The organism is Streptomyces sp. NPDC088785 (assembly GCF_044750685.1).
Lineage (GTDB): Bacteria > Actinomycetota > Actinomycetes > Streptomycetales > Streptomycetaceae > Streptomyces.
Map to the genome: position 1 here is coordinate 24,893 of NZ_JBIVKH010000015.1, position 20,779 is coordinate 45,671.

Annotated in this window: 18 protein-coding genes; 12 read left to right on the forward strand and 6 right to left on the reverse strand. The window is 74.3% G+C overall.

The annotated features are described in order from the left end of the window. The first annotated feature begins 8 nt into the window (after positions 1-8). Entirely contained in the window at positions 9-677 is a 669-nt protein-coding gene (locus ACIP5K_RS30155; RefSeq protein ID WP_401414613.1) for a DUF305 domain-containing protein, read from the forward strand. An 86-nt stretch (positions 678-763) separates the two neighbouring features. Here ACIP5K_RS30155 and ACIP5K_RS30160 read toward each other — a convergent pair whose 3' ends face one another. After that, positions 764-1,360 (reverse strand): DUF6214 family protein, encoded by a 597-nt coding sequence (locus ACIP5K_RS30160; RefSeq protein WP_401414615.1) that lies wholly within the window; start codon positions 1,358-1,360, stop codon positions 764-766. A gap of 140 nt (positions 1,361-1,500) precedes the next feature. Here ACIP5K_RS30160 and ACIP5K_RS30165 point away from each other — a divergent pair, with 140 nt between their 5' ends. Together ACIP5K_RS30165 and ACIP5K_RS30170 are read left to right on the forward strand one after the other, a co-directional pair. Beyond that, on the forward strand, positions 1,501-2,844 hold the full coding sequence (locus ACIP5K_RS30165) for an NADP oxidoreductase (RefSeq protein WP_401414617.1): 1,344 nt from the start codon (positions 1,501-1,503) through the stop codon (positions 2,842-2,844). Between the two features lie 359 nt (positions 2,845-3,203). Beyond that, entirely contained in the window at positions 3,204-4,949 is a 1,746-nt protein-coding gene (locus tag ACIP5K_RS30170) for a protein kinase (RefSeq protein WP_401414619.1), read from the forward strand. A 55-nt stretch (positions 4,950-5,004) separates the two neighbouring features. Here ACIP5K_RS30170 and ACIP5K_RS30175 read toward each other — a convergent pair whose 3' ends face one another. Beyond that, on the reverse strand, positions 5,005-6,558 hold the full coding sequence (locus ACIP5K_RS30175; RefSeq protein WP_401414621.1) for an alpha/beta hydrolase: 1,554 nt from the start codon (positions 6,556-6,558) through the stop codon (positions 5,005-5,007). Positions 6,559-6,725: 167 nt separating this feature from the next. On the opposite strand from ACIP5K_RS30175, the gene ACIP5K_RS30180 reads away from it, so the two are divergent. Further along, positions 6,726-7,838: a pentapeptide repeat-containing protein gene (locus ACIP5K_RS30180; RefSeq protein WP_401414623.1), complete on the forward strand. Its 1,113-nt coding sequence runs from the start codon at positions 6,726-6,728 to the stop codon at positions 7,836-7,838. Between the two features lie 198 nt (positions 7,839-8,036). Then, positions 8,037-9,413, forward strand: coding sequence for a nucleobase:cation symporter-2 family protein (locus ACIP5K_RS30185; protein ID WP_401414625.1), 1,377 nt, complete (start codon positions 8,037-8,039; stop codon positions 9,411-9,413). A gap of 109 nt (positions 9,414-9,522) precedes the next feature. Here the strand turns inward: ACIP5K_RS30185 and ACIP5K_RS30190 are convergent, their stop codons facing one another. After that, complete coding sequence (locus tag ACIP5K_RS30190; RefSeq protein WP_401414627.1) at positions 9,523-9,885, reverse strand: ArsR/SmtB family transcription factor; 363 nt, start codon at positions 9,883-9,885, stop codon at positions 9,523-9,525. A gap of 247 nt (positions 9,886-10,132) precedes the next feature. Here ACIP5K_RS30190 and ACIP5K_RS30195 point away from each other — a divergent pair, with 247 nt between their 5' ends. Further along, positions 10,133-11,215: an NADH:flavin oxidoreductase/NADH oxidase gene (locus tag ACIP5K_RS30195; RefSeq protein WP_401414629.1), complete on the forward strand. Its 1,083-nt coding sequence runs from the start codon at positions 10,133-10,135 to the stop codon at positions 11,213-11,215. Positions 11,216-11,520: 305 nt separating this feature from the next. Further along, positions 11,521-11,745 (forward strand): hypothetical protein, encoded by a 225-nt coding sequence (locus tag ACIP5K_RS30200; RefSeq protein ID WP_401414631.1) that lies wholly within the window; start codon positions 11,521-11,523, stop codon positions 11,743-11,745. A 4-nt stretch (positions 11,746-11,749) separates the two neighbouring features. Here the strand turns inward: ACIP5K_RS30200 and ACIP5K_RS30205 are convergent, their stop codons facing one another. The 3 genes from ACIP5K_RS30205 to ACIP5K_RS30215 form a co-directional block, all read right to left on the reverse strand. Continuing rightward, positions 11,750-12,283 carry a DUF4383 domain-containing protein gene (locus ACIP5K_RS30205; RefSeq protein ID WP_401414633.1) on the reverse strand — a complete coding sequence of 178 codons (534 nt, stop codon included), beginning with the start codon at positions 12,281-12,283 and terminating at the stop codon, positions 11,750-11,752. Between the two features lie 123 nt (positions 12,284-12,406). Next, positions 12,407-14,488 carry an MMPL family transporter gene (locus ACIP5K_RS30210; RefSeq protein WP_401414635.1) on the reverse strand — a complete coding sequence of 694 codons (2,082 nt, stop codon included), beginning with the start codon at positions 14,486-14,488 and terminating at the stop codon, positions 12,407-12,409. A gap of 160 nt (positions 14,489-14,648) precedes the next feature. Then, a complete protein-coding gene (locus ACIP5K_RS30215) occupies positions 14,649-15,173 on the reverse strand; it encodes a MarR family winged helix-turn-helix transcriptional regulator (RefSeq protein ID WP_401414637.1) in 525 nt (174 codons plus the stop codon). 163 nt (positions 15,174-15,336) lie between these two features. Here ACIP5K_RS30215 and ACIP5K_RS30220 point away from each other — a divergent pair, with 163 nt between their 5' ends. The 5 genes from ACIP5K_RS30220 to ACIP5K_RS30240 are packed head-to-tail and all read left to right on the forward strand — an operon-like array spanning position 15,337 to position 20,747. Beyond that, positions 15,337-16,632, forward strand: coding sequence for an NAD(P)/FAD-dependent oxidoreductase (locus ACIP5K_RS30220; protein WP_401414639.1), 1,296 nt, complete (start codon positions 15,337-15,339; stop codon positions 16,630-16,632). Next, positions 16,629-17,363 (forward strand): DUF1365 domain-containing protein, encoded by a 735-nt coding sequence (locus tag ACIP5K_RS30225; RefSeq protein WP_401414641.1) that lies wholly within the window; start codon positions 16,629-16,631, stop codon positions 17,361-17,363. The genes ACIP5K_RS30220 and ACIP5K_RS30225 overlap by 4 nt, the downstream gene beginning before the upstream one ends. Next, a complete protein-coding gene (locus tag ACIP5K_RS30230) occupies positions 17,360-18,643 on the forward strand; it encodes a class I SAM-dependent methyltransferase (RefSeq protein WP_401414643.1) in 1,284 nt (427 codons plus the stop codon). The genes ACIP5K_RS30225 and ACIP5K_RS30230 overlap by 4 nt, the downstream gene beginning before the upstream one ends. Continuing rightward, positions 18,640-19,950: a class I SAM-dependent methyltransferase gene (locus tag ACIP5K_RS30235; protein ID WP_401414645.1), complete on the forward strand. Its 1,311-nt coding sequence runs from the start codon at positions 18,640-18,642 to the stop codon at positions 19,948-19,950. The genes ACIP5K_RS30230 and ACIP5K_RS30235 overlap by 4 nt, the downstream gene beginning before the upstream one ends. After that, positions 19,947-20,747: a DUF1295 domain-containing protein gene (locus ACIP5K_RS30240; protein ID WP_401414647.1), complete on the forward strand. Its 801-nt coding sequence runs from the start codon at positions 19,947-19,949 to the stop codon at positions 20,745-20,747. The genes ACIP5K_RS30235 and ACIP5K_RS30240 overlap by 4 nt, the downstream gene beginning before the upstream one ends. Positions 20,748-20,779: the final 32 nt, after the last annotated feature.

Genomic DNA, 20,779 nt, shown 5'->3' on the forward strand with positions numbered 1-20,779 from the left:
TCTTCGCCATGCACAGATCAACAGATGGCAACGCACTCGTCATGAAAGTTGCTGTGCCCGCGCTGTTCGCGGCACTCGCGCTGGGCGCGACCGGCTGCGACGCGGGGGACGACGCCCGGGCCGACTCCCCCGCCCCGGCCGGGAGTTCGGTGATCGCGCCGGGGAAGCCGGGCGAGGCGGCGGAGACCCTGTCCGCGCGCGACGCGGAGGAGCGCAGGCCGGACGACCGGCCCAACTCCGCGGACGTCGGCTACGCGCAGCTGATGATCCACCACCACGAACAGGCGCTGGCGATGGCCGAACTCGCCCCGGAGCGGGCCCGGTCGGCGCGGGTGAAGCGGCTCGCCGAGCGGATCACGGCCGCGCAGGGACCGGAGATCGCGACGATGCGCGCGTGGCTGAAGAAGTACGGGAAGCCGGAGGCCCCCTCGGGTCACGGCGCGCACGACGCGATGCCGGGGATGGCGACCGGGGCGCAGTGGACGGCGTTGCGGGCGGCGCGCGGCGCGGCGTTCGACGCGTTGTTTCTGAAGCTGATGATCACGCACCATCAGGGCGCGGTGACCATGGCCACGGAGGTCAAGAGCGACGGGAACGACGTGGTCGTCGAGGAGATGGCGGACGACGTGATCGCGCAGCAGACCGCGGAGATCTCCCGCATGCGCGAGATGTCATGATCCCCGCCGTCCCCGTCCGCCCGCGCGAGTCGCCCTGACTTCCGCGCGCCCGCACGGGACGCCCCGCCACGCGCTCACGCGCCGGGTCAGCGCCGGTGGTGGCGGGGGGTCAGCAGTCCGGCGTCCCTGGCGCCCGCGATCAGCCGCAGGGACTTGCGCCGGCTGCGGCCCGTCGCGCACATGACCGCGAGGACCGGGTCGCCGCCCTCGCTCTGGGCCGCGCGGTAGGTCTCGGCGACGGCGCGGCGGCCCTCGACCCCGCGCGGCAGGGCGGCGCGGGCCCGGCGGGCACCCGACTCCCCCGCCTCCGGGGAGGCGGCGGCGGGCGCGGGGGCGGGGGCGGTGAGGTCGTGCGGGTCGGCGACGCTCCGGCAGGCCTCCTGGAGCGGACCCTCCCACCACGGCGCGAGGGAGGCGAACTCCGCCGCGGAGAGCGGCGGTTGGGCCCGTACGTCCTCGATGGAGATCCGCCCGTCGGCCAGCACGGCGAGGACGTCGATCCGCGTGCCCCGGTCGAGGGTGAGGCGGACCTGGAACCACGGTGAGGGACAGGAGCGCGCGACGTCGTCCCGGAGGGCGCCCGCCACCGACCCGTGGCCCTGGATCTCCCATCGCGGCTCTGCGGGAACGGCATCGTTCAGTCGATAGTGATCAGCGACGTCGAAGAATGAACTTTCCAGCACCAACGCACAGTAACCGTTCGATCACACTTGATCATGAACGGCACGCAGAGAGCCGTGCACCGGACCCTCCCCGCTCCCGGCGCGCGGTGCCATGCTGGGAGTCGGGGAGCATCGCGCAGCACCGGCAGAAGGAGCCGCACGTGCCGCACATCGCCGTCGTGGGTTCGGGGCCGAGCGGGGTCTACGCCGCCCAGGGCCTCGTCGAGCAGCTGCGCGTCCCCGGCCTCCGGGTCGACGTACTCGACCGGCTGCCCTGCCCGTACGGGCTCGTGCGCTACGGCGTGGCACCGGACCACGAGAAGATCAAGTCGCTCCAGGGCAGTCTGCGCAAGGTGCTGGAGGACGACCGGGTGCGGTTCCTCGGCGGGGTCGAGGTCGGACCGGCGCTGCCGCCCGCGCGACTGCTGGAGCTGTATCACGCGGTGGTGTACTGCGTGGGCGCGGCGGCCGACCGCCGGCTCGGCGTGCCGGGTGAGGACCTGCCCGGCAGCTGGTCGGCGACCGACTTCGTCGCCTGGTACAGCGCGCATCCCGACGCGCGCGACGACGGTTTCGTGCGGGGCGTGCGCGCCGCGGTCGCGGTCGGCGTCGGCAATGTCGCCGTGGATGTCACCCGGATGCTGGCCCGCGGCGCCGCCGAGCTGGCGCCCACCGACATGCCGCAGGCGGCGCTGGACACGCTCGGCGCGAGCGAGGTGCGGGACGTGTACATGGTGGGCCGGCGCGGCCCGTCCCAGGCCCGCTTCACCACCAAGGAACTCCGCGAGCTCGCCTCCCTCCCGGACGTCCAACTCATCGTCCACGAAGAGGAGTTGGCGGTCGACCCGGCCTACACCGACCCGTCGGCGCTGCCCGCCGCGAACCGGCGCAACGTGGAGGTGCTGCGCGGCTGGTGCGCCCTGCCGCGCGAGGAGCGGCGGCGCCGGATCCATCTGCGGTTCTTCCTGCGGCCGGTCGAGATCCTCGGCCGGGACGGGCGGGTGGCCGGGGTGCGGTTCGAGCGGACCCGGCCGGACGGCGCGGGCGGGGTCGTCGGCACCGGGACGTTCGAGGAGATCGGCGCGCAGCTGGTGCTGCGGTCGGTGGGGTACCGCGGGGTGCCGCCGGCGGGGCTGCCGTTCGACGCGGAGCGCGGGACCGTGCCGCACCTGGCCGGACGGGTGCTGCGCGCGGGCCGGGTGTCGCCCGGCGAATACGTCGCGGGCTGGATCAAGCGCGGGCCGACGGGTGTCATCGGCACCAACCGGCCGTGCGCGAAGGAGACCGTGGCCTCCCTGCTCGACGACGCCCCGGCGCTCGCCGCGCGGACCCTCGCCCAGGATCCGCTGGCGGGCCTCGTCGCCGCGGGCCTGCGGCCGGTCGACTGGGCGGGCTGGCTCGGCATCGAGCACGCCGAGGCCGCGGCGGGGCGCGCGCTCGGCCGCGGACCGGTGAAGATCCCGGACTGGGCGGGGCTGTTGCAGGCGGCCGCCGCACGCCCGTAGCGGGCTGCCGCCGGGTACCTCGCGCCGGATGGGGGCGGGACGGTGGTGGTCGTCCGGCGCCGCTGGTCCACGACGGCGGTCGGGCGGTCGGCGGACACCCGCCCAACGTCCGGCGCGGTGCGTCGAGTTCGGTCCCGTGAGCACCCGGCCGCATCTCCACCGGGCAGGGCGCCCGGTCGGGCCCGGGCCCCGCCCTGTTCGCGCATGGTCACGCGCACCCCCACATGGCCGGAGTGTCGTAGGCATGTGGTGGGATGGAGCGAGTAGGGGGAAGCAGACGCCGACAATGGCTCGTCTGCGTCAGGATGCCAGGACCGCGCACGACAGAGCGCGGGACGTCACGGGGGCCGGGGAGATCGATGCAGGCGGTCGGAGCGGACGATCCGGAGCGGATAGGCCCGTATCGGGTGGTGGGCCGGCTGGGCGCCGGCGGCATGGGGCGGGTCTACCTGGCCCGTTCCAAGGGCGGCCGCGCGGTCGCGGTCAAGGTGGTGCGTCCCGAGCTGGCCGAGGACCGGGAGTTCCGGCAGCGGTTCGCGCGGGAGGTCGCCGCGGCCCGCCGGGTGAACGGCGTGTTCACGGCCGGGGTGGTCGACGCGGACGCCGAGGGCGACTCGCCGTGGCTGGCCACCGCCTATGTCCCCGGCGTGTCGCTGGACGACGCGGTGGCCCGGCACGGCGCGTGGGACGTCGGTCCCGTGACGACGCTGGCGGCCGGTCTGGCGGAGGCGCTGGAGGCCATCCACACGGCGGGGCTCGTGCACCGCGACCTGAAGCCGTCGAACGTCCTCCTGGCGGCCGACGGGCCGCGCGTCATCGACTTCGGCATCTCGACGTCGACGGAGTCGAGCGCGATCACCCGGACCGGAGTCGTGATCGGGACGCCCGGCTTCATGTCGCCCGAGCAGCTGACCGGCGAGCGGGTCGGACCCGCCAGCGACGTGTTCGCGCTGGGCGCGGTCCTCGCGTTCACGGCCTCCGGATCGGGCCCCTTCGGCAGCGGCTCGGCGCAGGGCCTGATGTACCGGATCGTGCACGGCAGCCCCGAACTCGACGCCGTTCCCGCCGCGCTGCGCCCCCTGATCGCACGCTGCCTGGCCAAGAGCCCGGACGCCCGGCCGCGGATCGACGAACTCCTGGCGCAGCTGACGGACACGGAGGGCGCGACCCGTACGTCCCTGCTGTTCACGACCGCGGCCTGGCTTCCGGCGGGCGTCGCCGAGGCGGTCCGCGTGGTGCGCGACGGCGCGCCGGAGAGCCCCGCAGGCGACGCCCAGGCGCCGCCCCGCACCCCGCCGCACGGCGCGCCCGCCACGACCGGGCCGCACCCGCCGGCCCCGCACGGCGCGCCGACGCCGCCGCCCGCGTACGTGCCCACGGCGTTCGACGCCGGCCCGGGCACGGGCGCCCCCCGAGGGGTCTTCGGGCCGGCGACCCCGCCGCCGATGGCCCAGCCGACGTGGGGCACCCCCGCCCCCGGGACCTGGACGACGCCGGTGCAGGGCGTTCCCGGCCGGCCGCCGCGGGGCTCGTCGGGCCGGCGCGGCGCCATCGTGGCCGGCTCGGTCGTCGCGGGTGTCCTGGCGATCGGGCTGATCGCCTGGCAGTCGAACAATGTCTTCGACTCGTCGTCGGGCTCCGACTCCGGCTACGGCGGCTCGTCGCCGAGTGATACGTCCGGCGCGCCGTCGTACTCCGACCCGCCGAGCCCCGCGTCCTCGGCGCCCGCCCCGGCCGCGTCGGACAGTCCGTCGGCGAGCGGCCGCAAGACCGGCCTGTCCGGGCAGTGGGACGGCAACTACGTCTGCAACCAGGGCATCACGGGCCTCGCGCTCACCATCGAGCAGCACGGCGGCAGCGACGTCGACGCGGTGTTCTCGTTCTACCCCGCCCCGTCCAACCCGGAGGTGCCGCGCGGCTCGTTCGCGATGAAGGGGACCTTCAAGGACGACGTCCTCACGCTGAAGGCCACGCGCTGGATCAACCGGCCGGACAACTTCGATCCGGTCGACCTCAAGGCCACCTACGACGCGTCGACCCCCGATCACCTGGACGGCGAGATCTCCGGGGCGAGCTGCACCACCTTCTCCACCCAGCGCTCCTGAACCCAGCGCTCCTGACCGCCGCGGACGGCCGGGGGGCGCTGTCCGGGGGCGGGTCTCAGGACATGCTGCCCCGGCACACCGTCCCCGGCGCCGGGGTGCGGCCCGTGCGCAGGTAGCGGTCGACCTTCTCCACGACGCAGCGGTTCTGCGGGTAGGTGCCGTGGCCCTCCTCCTGCGCCGTCAGGAGGACGCCGACGCCGTCGCCCAGGGCGCCGGCCATGTGGCGGGCGCCGGAGTAGGGGGTGGTCGGGTCGCCTCTGCCGCCGACCACGAGGACGGGGGCCGCGCCGTCGGCGCCCACCGGGCGCGTGCGGTGCTCGCCGTGGAACGGCCAGTCGTAGCAGAGGTACACGCCGATGGACCAGGCCGCGCCGAAGACGGGTGAGGCGGCTCTGACGCGGGCCTCGTCCCGGGCCAGACGATCGACGCCGGGGCGCAGGCTGGAGTCCGCGCAGGTGATCGCGATCTGGGCGCCGCGGTTGTGATCGCGCGGCGTCGCCGCCGGGTCGGCGGCGCCGGTGGCGTCCGCGCCGCTGCTCAGCGGACGGGCGTCGTTGCGGTCGATCAGCGCGGTGAGGGCGTCGGCGAGCCGCCCCCAGCCGTCCGTGCCCCGGTCGAGTTGCTCGCTGACGGCGTGGGCGAGGCCGACGGCGTCGAGGGTGCGGCCACCGCCGGCCGGGGCGGGCTTCTTCTTCAGACGGTCGGCCAGACGCGCCATGCGCCGGGCGGCGTCCTCGGGTCCGTCGCCGGTCGGGCAGTCGTGGATCCGGGCCGCGCAGTGGGTGGCGAACCGGTCGAACGCCGCCTGGACCGCCTTCACCTGGGAGATCTGCTGCTCGTCGAGGTCCTCGGTCGGATCGACGGACGCTTCGAGGACGAGCCGCCCCACGTGCGACGGGTAGAGGTGGGCGTAGACCGCGCCGAGCGCCGTTCCGTACGAGACGCCGAAGTAGTGCAGCCGCTCGTCGCCGAGGAGGTAGCGCATCAGCTCGAGATCGCGTGCGGTGAACGAGGTGCCGACGTACGGGAGGACCGCCCCGGAGCGCGTGGCGCAGGCGGCGACGCTGTCGAAGCCGGTGTCGTGCGCGGTCTTCCCGCAGCGCACGGGAAGGGTCGCGCCGACGCCGCGCGGGTCGAAGGAGACCAGGTCGTAGCGGTCGAGGAGCGCCTCGTACTGGTTCATGAACCCGGGCAGCGCGCTCACGCCGGAGATGCCGGGCCCGCCGAAGTTCAGGACGAGCGAGCCGATGCGCCGGGCGTTCGGGCCGGTGGCCCTGCGGCGGATCAGGGCGACGTCGATCGTCCTGCCCTCCGGTTTCCGGTAGTCGAGCGGGGCCCGCATGGTGGCGCAGTCGTAGCCCGTGCGGGCGGCGGACGGCGACGTGCAGCGGGACCAGCGGAGGTGCTGGCCGGTGGTGAGCGCGGCGGGCAGGCCGGCGGGCGGGTTGTGCGCGGTGAGCTCCGTCCGCGGCTCCGGGCTCCGGTCGGACGTGCCGTGCTGGAGCCAGGTGCTGAGGACTCCGATGGCGGCGAGCAGGATCCCGGCGACGATGTACACCCCCGTCGAGGGGTACGGGCTGCGGCTTCGTCCCGGCTGTGCGCCACTCATCGAACTCCCCGCGCTCCCGCCCCTGGACGCCGGGCCCGTGTCCGCGCGCCCGTCCTCGTGATCGACCGATCGTACGACCTCCCGATCGCCGGACGGGTGCGGGGTGCGGGCCCGCCAGGACGCCTGCGGGGCTACTGCGCCGTGGTGCCGGTGGGCATGAAGGAGGGATGAGCCTCTCACGCCGCAGGGAGCGCCTGCGGATACGACGTCTCGTCCGGCGCAGCGAGACGGAACTGGACCACCGGAGATCGCGGGTGCGGCGCAGGGCGGGGCTGCGCCGGGGCGGGCTCGTCCTGGCCGTGGTCGTCGTGGCGGTTCTCGGTGTGCTGCTCCCCTGGCTGATCTGGCGCGGTCCGTACGTGCTCGACGCGAAGTACCTCGACCGGTCGAAGCTGTCGGACGGATCGGCGGCGCTGGTGACCGGGCTGCGGACCGCGCTGGTCGGTCTGGTCGCGGCGCTGGGCGCCGGCGTCGCGCTGCTGTACACCGCGCGGACGTATCGGCTGACCCGGCGCGGCCAGATCACCGACCGTTTCACCAAGGCGCTGGAGCGGCTGGGTTCGACGGACGTCTACGTCCGGGTCGGCGGCGTCCTGGCCCTGGAACAGATCGTGCGGGACGCACCCGATCAGGCGGCCGCCGACGCGGCCCGGGTGCTGGGCCACTTCATCCGCGAACGGGCTCCGCGCGCCCGCGCCGAGGGGCCGGGCCCGGAGCCGCTGCCCGACCAGCCCGACGCGGACGTGCAGGCGGCGCTCACGGCCGTGACCCGGCCGCGGTTCCGCAAGTACCTGCACACCTACGAGGAACTGAATCTGCGGGGGGTGCACCTGGCCGGGGCCGACCTTCGCCGGTCGGATCTGACCGACGGCGCCCTGGGGGGCGTGAACCTCGCCGGGGCCAACCTGACGGGCGCCACCTTGACGACCGCCGACCTCCGCCGGGCGACGCTCACCGGAGCGGTGCTGTCCGGTGGCGAACTGATGTGGGCGTTGCTGGACGACGCGGACCTGAGCGGCGCGCGGCTGGCAGGGGCCATGCTGCTCGGAGCCACGCTGCGGCACGCGAGGCTCGACGGCGCCGACTTGCGGGACGCGACCCTGGTCGACGCGCAGCTCGAAGGTGCCTCGATGGTGCGGGCGAACCTGCGCGGGACGATGCTCCACCGCGCGGACCTGACCGGGGCGACCCTGACGGGCGCCGGCGCGCACGAGGCGAGGGGCCTGACGCCCGGGCAGTTCGAGAGCGTCGGCACGGACGAGGTGGTGTTCTGGTGGTAGCGGGGGCCCGCGGACGGCTCCGGAGCACGGGTCGCGCCGGGCCGGGCCCCGGGGGTTCGTAGGCGATCTCCGGCAGGTCCCGGGGCGCGACACGTCCCGGCAACACCGGCGCAATCAACAAAACGTTCAAGGCGATTACGTTTTCGTGCTGCCGCCCCTCCCGCTGTCCCCCGGGACTCCCCTGGCCTTGGAGCACGCATGCCACAGACCCATCCTGTCGATCAGGTCCCACCCGTACGCCAGTTGGCGGCGTTCGGGATGCAGCACGTCCTCGCCATGTACGCGGGCGCGGTCGCCGTCCCGCTGATCGTGGGCGGCGCGATGAAGCTGCCGCCCGCGGACCTCGCGTACCTGATCACCGCCGATCTGCTGGTGTGCGGGATCGCGACACTCATCCAGTGTGTCGGCGTGTGGCGGTTCGGCATCCGGCTGCCCATCGTGCAGGGGTGCACGTTCGCGGCCGTCTCACCGATGGTGCTGATCGGGACGACCGGCGGCGGGCTGCCCGCCATCTACGGCGCGGTGATCGTCGCCGGGCTCGCGATGATGCTGCTGGCGCCGGTCTTCGGACGGCTCCTGCGCTTCTTCCCGCCCGTCGTGACCGGCACCGTCATCCTCGTCATCGGGCTGTCGCTGCTGCCCACCGCGGGGACGTGGGCGGCCGGTGGGGCCGGCGCGAAGGACTTCGGGGAGCCGAAGAACCTCGCGCTCGCCGCGTTCGTCCTGCTGCTCGTGCTCGGCGTGCAGCGGTTCGCGCCGCCCGCCCTCAGCCGCGTCGCGGTGCTCGTCGGCATCGTCGTCGGCACGGCGGTGGCGATACCCACCGGGTTCACCGACTTCGGCGCGGTCGGCGACGCGAACTGGGTCGGGATCAGCACGCCGTTCCACTTCGGGGCGCCGGAGTTCCACGGCGCGGCGATCGTGTCGATGCTGATCGTGGCGCTGGTGACGATGACCGAGACGACCGGCGACTTCATCGCGGTCGGCGAGATGACCGAGCGCCCGGTGGACCGGCGCGCGCTCGCCGACGGCCTGCGCGCCGACGGCTTCTCGACCGTCCTCGGCGGCGTCTTCAACACCTTCCCGTACACGGCGTTCGCGCAGAACGTCGGCCTGGTCGGCATGACGAAGGTGCGCAGCCGCTGGGTGGTGGCCGTCGCGGGCGGCATCCTCGTGGTGCTCGGCCTGCTGCCGAAGCTGGGCGCGGTGATCGCCGCGATACCGTCGCCGGTGCTGGGCGGCGCGGGCCTCGTGATGTTCGGGACCGTCGCGGCGAGCGGCCTCAAGACCCTCGCCGCGGTCGAGTTCGAGGGCACCAGCAATTTGACGGTGGTCGCCGTGTCCGTGGCACTCGGCGTGCTGCCGGTCGGGGTGCCGACGCTCTACGAGAAGTTCCCCGACTGGTTCCAGACGGTGATGGACAGCGGGATCAGCGCGGGCTGCATCACGGCGATCGTCCTGAACCTGCTCTTCAACCACCTGCCGGGGAAGGGCGGTTCCACGCCCGCCGAGCCGGTGGCGGCGGGCGACGCACCGGTCGTGCCCGCCCAGCCGGCAGGGAGCGCGCGGGCCTAGGGCCGGTCCTCCGAACTCGCCGACTCCCGTCGTCGTCCGAGGACGCGCCCTGGGAGATCCGTCAAAGGGGTGGCCGCGGTGTGCGGCCGCCCCCGCGGCACGTCCGGGCTCAGGCGGCGAGCCGCTCCTGCTGGCGGCGCGCGGCGGCCAGGACGCTGTCGAGGAGCCCGGGGAACAGGGCGTCGAGATCGTCCCTGCGCAGCCCGTTCAGCTTCGTGGTGCCGCGGTAGACCTGGCGGATCACCCCGCTCTCGCGCAGCACCCTGAAGTGGTGCGTGGTCGTCGACTTGGTGACGGGCAGATCGAAGTGCGAGCAGGACAGCTCGGCGCTGCGCGCGGCGGCCAGCTCGCGGACGACCGTGAGCCGCATCGGGTCGGACAGCGCGTGCAGCACCCCTTCGAGCCGGATCTCCTCGCGGGGCGGGTGCGCGAGCGTGCGGGTTCCGGTGGCGGGCGGTGCTGCGGTCGGCATGGCGGCTTCCCCTTCGCGTGCGGCGGCGCGCGACGACGTACGGGCAGGTCGCGCGGGGCCGGGTCCCGGTGCGGGATCTCTCTGTCGAGCGGCTCACCGCCCATTGTACGAGAACCATCGTAGTTTGACATTCGCCGTACTACGATGGTTACCGTACGAGGGGAGCGGTCGGACACCTCGTGTCCGGGCCCCGCGCACGTCGAGTCCGTATGTCGATTCCCTGTGATCCCTATGAATGGAGTGTGCCGTGAGCGCGCTGTTCGAGCCCTACACCCTCCGGTCGCTGACCGTCCCGAACCGCGTCTGGATGCCGCCCATGTGCCAGTACAGCGCCGCGCCGGAGGGCCCGCTGACCGGCGCCCCCGGGGACTGGCACTTCCAGCACTACGGCGCCCGCGCGGCCGGCGGCACGGGCCTGATCGTCGTCGAGGCCACGGCGGTGAGCCCCGAGGGCCGCATCTCCCCGTACGACCTGGGCATCTGGAACGACGCGCAGGTCGAGGCGTTCCGCCGGATCGCCTCCTTCCTGAAGGCGCAGGACACGGTCGCGGGCATCCAGCTCGGCCACGCGGGCCGCAAGGCCTCCACCGACCGTCCCTGGGTGGGCGGCGCCCCGGTCGGCCCGGACGCGCACGGCTGGCAGGCCGTCGCGCCGAGCCCCCTCGCCTTCGACGAGCGGCACCCGGTGCCCACCGAGCTGACCGTCGACGGCATCAAGGAGATCGTCGGGCAGTTCGCGGACGCGGCGCGGCGCTCCCTCGACGCCGGTTTCGAGGTCGTCGAGATCCACGGCGCGCACGGTTACCTGATCGGCCAGTTCCTCTCCCCGCACTCGAACAGGCGGACCGACGAGTACGGCGGTTCCTACGAGAACCGCACCCGGTTCGCCCTGGAGGTCACCGACGCCGTGCGCGCCGTGTGGCCCGAGGAGCTGCCGGTGTTCTTCCGCATCTCCGCGACGGACTGGCTGGACGGGCAGGAGGGCTGGACCGCCGACGACACCGTCCGGTTCGCCGCCGAGCTCCAGCGGCACGGCGTGGACCTGATCGACGTGTCGTCCGGCGGCAACGCCTCCGGGGTGCGCATCCCGGTCGGCCCCGGCTACCAGGTGCCGTTCGCCGCGCGGGTGCGCAACGAGGCCGGGGTTCCGGCCGCCGCCGTCGGGCTGATCACCGAGGTGCAGCAGGCGGAGAAGATCCTCGCGGACGGCGAGGCCGACGCCGTGCTGCTCGGCCGTGAGCTGCTGCGCGACCCGTCGTTCGCCCGCCACGCGGCCCGCGAGCTCGGCGCCGAGGTGCACGTGCCGGACCAGTACCACCGCTCGGTCTGAGCCGGAGGCGATCGTCGGGGCGGAAGGCGCCGGAGCCTCCGCCCCGACGCGTGTGCGGGCCCGCGGCCGCCCGGCATGCCCCGTGCGAGGGAGCGCCCCCGCCGCATCCCGGCGCGCTCGCGCACGCCGACCGGATCGCGGGGGTGCGCGGCGGTGGCCGCCGCCTCCGTCCGCCGCCGGTCGCGCACCTCGCGCCCCGCTGACTGCATCCGACACGGCCCGGCGAGCTGAACGCTCGTAGACACGACTTCTCCGAATCCACGGACCCGCCGTGCTTCGTCTGCTTCCGCCGTCAGAGGTGACCGATGTCAGCCGGTTCTCAGACCCACCACCCCTCGCCCGGGGATCTCGCGCTGTTCGCCCTCGACGACGAGACACCGGCCGAGGCGGCGGAGCATCTGCGGGACTGCGGGTCGTGCCGCTCGACGCTCGCGCAGTTCCGGCGCGTGACGGAGGCCGGCCGGGCCGGTGCGACCGACCCGGTGCGGCCTCCTGCCGAGATGTGGGAGACGATCCGCGACCAGCTGTGAGGGCTCAGGTGCGGGAGCCGGTCGGGGTGCCGGCGCCCGGCAGGGCGCGGCGGGCGGCGGTCGCCTCCCGCGCCGCCTCCCGGGGGTGCCGGCGACGCCAGTACGGATTGTCGTGGGGCAGCCGGCTGGACACCCTGCCGTACATCCCGAAGGTGAGGACGACGAGCCCCATGACGAAGCTGAAGACGACGTTGCTCATGCCGAAGCCGAGGATGTTCGCGCCCTTGTCCAGGATGAACACGTGGACGAAGCCGCTGAGCAGGAACAGCGTGCCGACGGCCATGTTGAGCGACGACGCGAAGTTGCCCCCGACGAAGGCTCCGGCGATCAGGGCGGCGCCGACGACGACCGAGATGAGACTGAGGACGCCGTTCGTGGACAGGCCCGCGAGGTGGCTGCCGTCCGTGTTGAAGGGGCTCAGCTGATCGGCGAAGCCCAGGCAGCCGAAGACGAGCAGCACGACGCCGCAGAACGCGGCGCCCCACCGGTAGACCTGGGACAGTTTGTGGTCGAGGGGAAGTTCGTCCTTGAGTTCCATGATGCGGGCACCTCTCTGGTCCGTCCCGTCCTGTGACCCCTCCCCTTTTGGGCGTCTCCCTTTTCTCCTCCCCGACATGGCTTCGCCCGCATTCGGGTCTTTGGTTGCACAGAAGGCGAAACGTCACTCTTTGCTCAGTCGGCCCGGCCACCAGGACGTCGGTCCGATGTCCCTGACCAGGGCGGGGACCAGCAGGGACCGGACGACCAGGGTGTCGAGGAGCACGCCGAAGGCGACGATGAACGCGATCTGCACGAGGAAGGCCAGCGGGATGACGCCGAGCGCGGCGAAGGTCGCGGCCAGCACGACGCCGGCCGACGTGATCACCCCGCCGGTGGCGACGAGCGCCTTGAGGATGCCCTCGCGCGCCCCGCGCTCCAGGGACTCCTCGCGCGCCCGGGACATCAGGAAGATGTTGTAGTCCACGCCCAGCGCGACGAGGAACACGAACCCGTACAGGGGTACGGAGGCGTCGGTCCCGGAGAAGCCGAGGACGTGCCGGAAGACGAGCGAGGAGATGCCGAGCGTGGCGGCGAAGTTCAGCGCCACCGTCGCGACCAGGATCAGCGGCATCAGCACGGAGCGCAGCAGGCCGACGAGGATGACCAGGATGATGGCGAGGACGACGGGGACGATCAGCGCCCGGTCGTGTGCGGCGGTGCGCTGGGTGTCGTACTGCTGGGCGGTGTAGCCGCCGACCAGGGCGTCGGCGCCGTCGATCCCGTGCAGGGCGGTGCGCAGGCGGGCGACGGTGGCCTTGGCGGCGTCGCTGTCGGCGGCGTCCTCCAGCGTCACGTCGACGCGGATCCTGCCGTCCACGACGCGGGTGTCCCCGGCGCCGGGGCGGCCGCCCCCGGCGGTCGCCGGGGTGGCGTCGGCGACGCCCGTGACGGCCGCGGCCCGCTCGACGGTCCGCGCCTCCTGGCGGGCGTCGGCGATGACGACGGCCGGGTTGCCGGAACCGCCGGGGAAGTGCTCGGCGAGGGTGGCCTGCGCGGCGACGGACGGCGCGTCGTTGACGAAGATCTCGTCGAGGGGCACGCCCTTGGAGTTCAGGGTGGGGGCGAAGGCGGCACAGGCCAGGAGGCCGATCAGGGCGACGGCCCAGATCTTCCGGGGGGATTGCCCGACGCGGCGGGCGACGCGCCGCCACACGCCGTGGCCGCCGCCCGCGGCCTCCGCCGGCCGGGGCCGTGCGGGCCAGTAGGCGGCGTTGCCCAGCAGCACCAGGGCGGCGGGCAGGAAGGTGAGGGTGGTCAGGACGGCGCACACGATGCCGATGGCGCCCACCGGGCCGAGCGCCCGGTTGTTGGTGAGGTCGCTGAGCAGCAGCGCGAGCAGGCCGAGCGCGACGGTGGCGGCGCTGGCGACGACGGCGCCGGTGGAGCGGCGCAGGGCGGAGCGCATCGCGGCGAACCGGTCCTCCCCCGCCGCCAGCTCCTCCCGGTAGCGGGCGGTGAGCAGCAGGGCGTAGTCGGTGGCCGCGCCGATCACCAGGATCGACAGGATGCCCTGGACCTGGCCGTCGACGCGGACGACGTCGTGGTCGGCGAGGACGTAGACGACGGCGCAGGCGACGCCCAGGGCGAAGACCGCGCCGAGGATGATCACGAAGGGGAGCAGGACGCTGCGGTAGACCAGCAGCAGGATCACCAGGACCGTGATCAGGGCGACGCCGAGGAGGAGTCCGTCGATGCCGGCGAAGGCGTCGGAGAGGTCGGCCTGGCTGGCGGCCGGCCCGGCGAGGACCGCCGTGGCGCCGGTGACCGTGCCCACCCGGTCGGAGATCCGGTCGAGCGCGGGGGCCAGGTCGTCGCCGAGGTCGGGCCGCAGCTGCACCACGCCCTGGAGGGCGTCGCCGTCCTTCGACGGGATCGCGGGCGAGACCCGGCCGACCACCCCGGGCGTGCCCTTCAGCGCGGCCAGCGCGCGGGTGGCGGCGGTGCGCTGCGCGCGGTCGAGGCTGCCCCGGTCGTCGGCGGTCCACACGACGATCACCGGCAGCGTCTCGTCCTGCTGGAAGGCCCGCTGCGCCTCGACCACCCGGGTCGACTCGGCGCTGCGCGGCAGGAACGCGGCCTGGTCGTTGGTGGAGACCTCGCCCAGCCGTCCCGCGTAGGGGCCGAGGGTGCCGCCCACGGCGAACCAGACGAGCAGCAGGGCGAGGGGCACGAGCCACCGAGTGCCTCGGGGGGTGCGGGACATGGTTCTCCCAGGGGTTCGGACGTCTCGGGATTCCAGGGAATCTCGATGCCAAAGCATCTCGATGTCAAAGTATCTTAATGATTGAGCTAAAGAGGCCCGCCGAGGGATCCTCCGCCCCTCCTTCGTCCCGGGTGCGCCGATCGGATGCGGGCGGCGCCGATCAGTCCCGCGGACCGCCGCGGGTCTCGGCGAGCTCTTCGTTGAGGACGTTCAGGAAGCGCAGGACGACGGCCAGTTCGGGCTCGTCGAAGCGGCGCCGCGCCCGCTCGGTGGCCTCGGCGAGCGGCGCGAAGTGCCGGCGGGCCTGCGCCTGCGCGCTGGGCACGTAGTGCAGGTGGACGACCCGCCGGTCGGCGCTCTCGCGGACCCGCCTGACGTGTCCCGCCCGCTCCAGCCGGTCCACGCAGGCGCTGATGGCGCCGGAGGTGAGGCCGAGGCGCCGGCGCAGCAGGCTCGGGGTGAGCGGGGTGTCGGAGTCCAGGATGGCGGCGAGCGCCTGCACGTCCGTGGGGTGCAGCTCCTGTCCGGCCGCGAAGTCGTGGATGAGCCGGTTCAGCTCGCCGTTGAGCCGGCGCAGCTCGACGGCGAGGGCGCGCAGGTCCGGGTGGGCCGGCGCGGACGCGTGGTCCGCATCGCCGGCGGCGCCGTCCGGTGCGGGCGCGCTTCGGGGTTCACGGTTGTCCACCCGCTCACCCTATCGACGCCCCCCGGGATCCCCCGCCCGGCGACCGCGCGCGCCGCTGTGCACCACCCGTGTCGCACCGGGCCGCCTCGTTCACCAATCCGCGGCCCGCGGCGCTCCGGATCATGTGTGGGACCGCGCCCGCGGTCGCCGGGGAGGAGAGGCGATGACGTCGACATCGGGGCAGGGATCCGGGAGGGCCGGACAGCGGCGCACCGCCGTCATCGGCAGCGGGGTGGCCGGGCTGACCGCGGCGCACGTCCTGGGCCGCGCGCACCGGGTCACCCTGTACGAGGCCGACGACCGCCTGGGCGGGCACGCCCACACCCACGGGCTGACCGGGTCCGACGGCGTGCGGCGCGGCGTGGACTCGGGCTTCATCGTGCACAACCGCGCCACGTACCCGAACCTGCTGCGGCTGTTCGCCGAACTCGGCGTCGCCACGCAGGAGTCGGAGATGAGCATGTCGGTGCGGTGCGAGGGGTGCGGTCTGGAGTACGCGGGCGCCCGGGGTCCCGCCGGCCTGTTCGCGCGGCCCCGCAACGCCGTGCGCCCGGCCTATCTGCGGCTGCTCACCGAGGTCCCGGCCTTCCACCGGGCGGCGCGGCGCCTGCTCGACGAGGACCCCGGCAGCACGCTCACGCTCGGCGGCTTCCTGGACCGCGAGGGCTTCTCCCCGTACTTCCGCACGCACTTCATGACGCCCGTCGTGTCGGCGGTCTGGTCGTGCGACACCGCCACCGCCCAGCTGTACCCGGCCGCCTACCTGTTCCGGTTCCTGCGGCACCACGGGATGCTCTCGGTGAGCGGCTCGCCCACCTGGCGCACCGTGACGGGCGGTTCGCGCAGCTATGTCGACCGGGTGGCGCGGGGGGTGCACGCCGTGCGCACGGGGACGCCGGTGCGGGCCGTGCGCCGCTACCCGGACGGGGTCGAGGTCACCGCGGCCGACGGCACCACCGCCGCGTACGACTCCGTGGTGATCGCCACCCACCCCGAGCAGACCCTGGGCCTGCTGGCCGACGCCACACCGGACGAGAAGACGGTGCTGGGAGCCTTCCGGTACTCGCGGAACACGACGCTGCTGCACACCGACACCGCGCTGCTCCCCCGCGCCCGGCGGGCGCGGGCCGCCTGGAACTATCTGATGCCCTCCTGCGGGGCGGGCGCCGACCGCGTCCGGGTCAGCTACGACATGAACCGGCTCCAGCGCCTTTCCGCGCCCGAGACCTACGTCGTCACGCTCGGCGGCGAGGACCGGGTAGCCCCGGACCGGGTGCTGGCCCGCATGGTGTACGAACACCCCGTCTACACACCGGAGTCGGTGGCCGCGCAGGAGCGGCTGCCCGCGCTGAACTCCGGCGTCGCGGCGTTCGCGGGCGCCTATCACGGCTGGGGTTTCCACGAGGACGGCTGCCGCTCGGGCGTGGCGGCCGCCGCGGCGCTGGGGGTGCCCTGGTGAGCGCCGCACCCGCCCTGTACGACGTCACGGTCGCCCACGTACGGACCGCGCCCCGGCGCTACACCCTGCGGCACCGCACCTACATGTGGCTCATCGACCCCGACCGCCCGCCCGAACTGCCGTTTCCGCTGCGCCCGTTGGCGCGGTTCGATCCCCGGGACCACTTCACGGGCCGGGCGCCGACCCTGCGCGCCGGGCTCGACGCGTTCCTCGCGGAGCACGGAGTCGATCTGGCGGGCGGCGACGTGCTGATGTTCGCCCATGCGCGGGTATTCGGGTACGTGTTCAACCCGCTCACCCTCTACTGGTGCCACGGCCCCGACGGCGCGCTGCGCTGTGTCGTCGCCGAGGTCCACAACACGTACGGCGAGCGGCACGGCTATCTGCTGTACCCCGACGGCTCGGGTCGGGCGACGACCGGCAAGGAGTTCTACGTCTCGCCGTTCTTCCCCGTCGACGGCCGTTACCGCATGCGCCTGCCCGCCCCGGGCGGCCGCGTCGACCTCACCGTGCGGCTGGAGCGGGAGGGCGGCCGGCCCTTCACCGCGACCGTCCGCGGCACGCGGCGGGACGCGCGGGCGCGCACCCTGCTGCGGCTGGCCGTGGGCCGGCCGTGGTCCACGCTCGCCGTGTCCGCGGCCATCCGGCTGCACGGCGTGCGCCTGTATCTGCGCGGACTGCCGGTCCAGCCCCGGCCCGCCCCACCACGATGCCCGGAGAAGCACCGATGAGAACAGACGACGCCCCCTCGACCACAGCGTTCCGCGGCACGGCGCGGACCCCCTCCGTCGACCCGGTCCGCTGGCCGGACGTCGCGGCGCCGCCCCGCGCCGCACGGGCCAGGACCGCGGTCGCCGCGGCCGTCGTGCGCCGGGCCCTGGAGCGGCTGCCGCTGCGCGTGCGGTTCGCCGACGGCACCGTGCTCGGCCGCGGCGGCCCCCTGATGGAGATCCACCGGCCGCGGGCGTTCCACGCCCGGATCGGCCGCGACGGCCTGATCGGGTTCGGCGAGTCCTACATGGCGCGCGAATGGGACGCCCCGGACCTGGTCGCCGTGCTGACCGTGCTGGCGGCGCACGCGGCCGACCTGGTCCCCGATTCCCTCCAGCGGCTGCGCGGGGTGTGGGCGCGGCGCCGGCCGGCCGCCCAGCGCAACAGCCCGGACGGCTCGCGGGAGAACATCAGCCACCACTACGACCTGTCCAACGACCTGTTCGCGCTGTTCCTCGACGACACCCTCAGCTACTCGTCGGCCGTCTTCCGCGCGCTGCCCGCCGAGTGGAGCCTGCTCGGCGACGCCCAGCGCCGCAAGGTCGACCGGCTGCTCGACCTGGCCGACGTGCGGGAGGGCACCCGGCTGCTGGAGATCGGCACCGGCTGGGGCGAGCTGGCGCTGCGGGCCGCCGCCCGCGGCGCCCGCGTCACCACGCTCACCCTCTCCCAGGAGCAGCGCGACCTGGCGCGCGAACGGATCGCGGCGGCCGGGATGGCCGACCGGGTCTCGGTCGAGCTGTGCGACTACCGGGAGGCGCGCGGCACGTACGACGCCGTCGTCAGCGTCGAGATGATCGAGGCCGTCGGCGCCGAGTTCTGGCCCGTCTACTTCCGCACGCTCGACGAGCGGCTCGCCCCGGGCGGCCGGATCGCGCTCCAGGCCATCACCATGCCGCACGACCGGATGCTGGCCAGCGGATCCACCTACACCTGGATCCAGAAATACATCTTCCCCGGCGGCCTGCTGCCGTCCGTGACGGCGGTGGCGGAGGTCGTCGACGAGCACACCGGGCTCACCGTCGCGCGCCGGGACGGCTACGGCGCGCACTACGCCGAGACGCTGCGGCTGTGGCGCGAGCGGTTCGGCGAACGCGCGGCCGAGGTCGACGCGCTGGGCTTCGACGAGACGTTCCGCCGCATGTGGACGTTCTACCTCGCCTACTCCGAGGCCGGGTTCCGCTCGGGATACCTGGACGTCCAGCAGTACCTGTTCACCAAGGAGGAGTCCGACCGATGAGCACCGCACGCCCCGTCAGGACCGGCGCCGCCCAGCGGCTCGCCGCGCTCGCCACGACCGCGCTGGGCGGGCCGCCGCCGGTCCGGCTGCGCACCTGGGACGGCGCCGAGGCGGGCCCCGACGACGCCCCCGTGGTCGTCGTGCGGTCCCGCCGGGCGCTGCGCCGGCTGCTGTGGCAGCCGGGCGAACTCGGGCTCGCGCAGGCGTACGTGACGGGCGAGATCGACGTCGAGGGCGATCTGGCCGCGGGGCTGCGCACCATGTGGGCGGCGGCGCGCGAAGCCCGGCTGCACCCGCCCCGCCTCGGCCTGGCCGACCGGGCCCGCGCGGCCCGGTCGGCGGCCCTGCTGGGCGCGGCGGGCCCGCCGCCCGCGCCGCCCGCGTCGCAGGCCCGGCTGCGCGGCGTCCTGCACAGCCGGTCCCGCGACCGGGCCGCCATCAGCCACCACTACGACCTGTCCAACGCGTTCTACCGGCTGCTGCTCGACGAGACGATGGCCTACTCGTGCGGCTACTGGGCGTCCGACGCGCCGGAGTTCGCGGCGGCCGACGCGCAGCGCGCGAAGCTGGAGCTGATCTGCCGCAAGCTCGGCCTGGCGGCGGGGGCGCGGCTGCTCGACATCGGCTGCGGCTGGGGCTCGCTCACGCTGTACGCGGCCGAGCGCCACGGGGTGCGGGTGACGGCGGTGACCCTCGCGGCCGAGCAGGCCGCCCACGTACGGGAGCAGGTGCGCGAGCGGGGGCTCGACGACCTGGTCGACGTGGTGTGCCAGGACTACCGCGACATCGAGGGCGGCGGCTACGACGCGGTCGCCACCGTGGAGATGGGCGAGCACGTCGGCGCCGCGGAGTATCCGGCGTTCGCCGCGTCCCTGTACCGGCTGGTGCGGCCGGCGGGGCGGGTCCTGGTGCAGCAGATGTCGCGCGGGAGCGCGGCGCCGGGCGGCGGTGCCTTCATCGAGGCGTACATCGCCCCGGACATGCACATGCGGCCGCTGGGCGAGACGGTGGGGCTGCTGGAGTCGGCGGGGCTCGAGGTCCGGTCGACGGAGTCGCTGCGCGAGCACTACGTGCGCACGGTGGCGGCCTGGCACCGCACGCTGGAAGAGCGCTGGAGCGACGTCGTGGCGCTCGTCGGCGAGGAGACCGCCCGGGTGTGGCGGCTGTACCTGGTCGGCGGCGGGCTGGCGTTCGACGAGCGGCGCATGGGCGTCGACCAGATCCTCGCGGTCCGGCCGACCGTCGACGGCCACGCCGCGATGCCCGCCACGGAGCGGGACTGGTACGAGGGTCTGGCGCAGCGGTGAGCGCCTGTCCCTGGGCGGAGTTCGCGGTCGGTCTCGGCTGGTCGGCCGCCGCCGCGTCGGCCGTCCTGCTGAGCACCTTCGCGGTGGCGCTGCGCAAGGGGCTGCACCGGATCGTCGACGTGGCGTGGGGGCTCGGCTTCACGGCGGTGGCCCTGGTCTCCTTCGCCGCGTCGGCGGGCAGCGGCGACACCGGCCGCCGGGTGCTGGTGACCGTGCTGACGGCGGTGTGGGGCGTCCGGCTGGCCGTGCACATCGCCCGGCGCGGCCGCGGGCACGGCGAGGACCCGCGCTACGAACGGCTGCTGGCGAAGGCGCCGGGCAGCCGGAACCTGTACGCCCTGCGCATGGTCTATCTGCTCCAGGGCGCGCTCGTCTGGCTGGTGTCGCTGCCGGTCCAGGCCGCGGGGTACGTGCCCGGGCCGATGAGCGGGTTCGCCTGGGCGGGTGGCGCGCTGTGGGCCGTCGGGATGGTCTTCGAGGCGGTCGGTGACGCCCAGCTCGCCCGGTTCAAGGCGGATCCGGCGGCCAGGGGCCGGATCATGGACCGCGGGCTGTGGCGCTACACCCGGCACCCCAACTACTTCGGGGACTTCTGCGTGTGGTGGGGCCTGTTCCTGCTGACCTGCGACGCGCCCGCGGCCGCGGCCGTCAGTGTCGTCTCGCCCCTGGTGATGACCCTCCTGCTGACGAAGGGCAGCGGCAAACGCCTGTTGGAACAGCACATGGCGGGCCGGCCGGGCTATACCGAGTACGTGGCGCGCACCAGCGGTTTCTTCCCCTGGCCGCCGCGCCGCTGACGGCGGCAGGACCAGACGGCGGGAACGGAAGG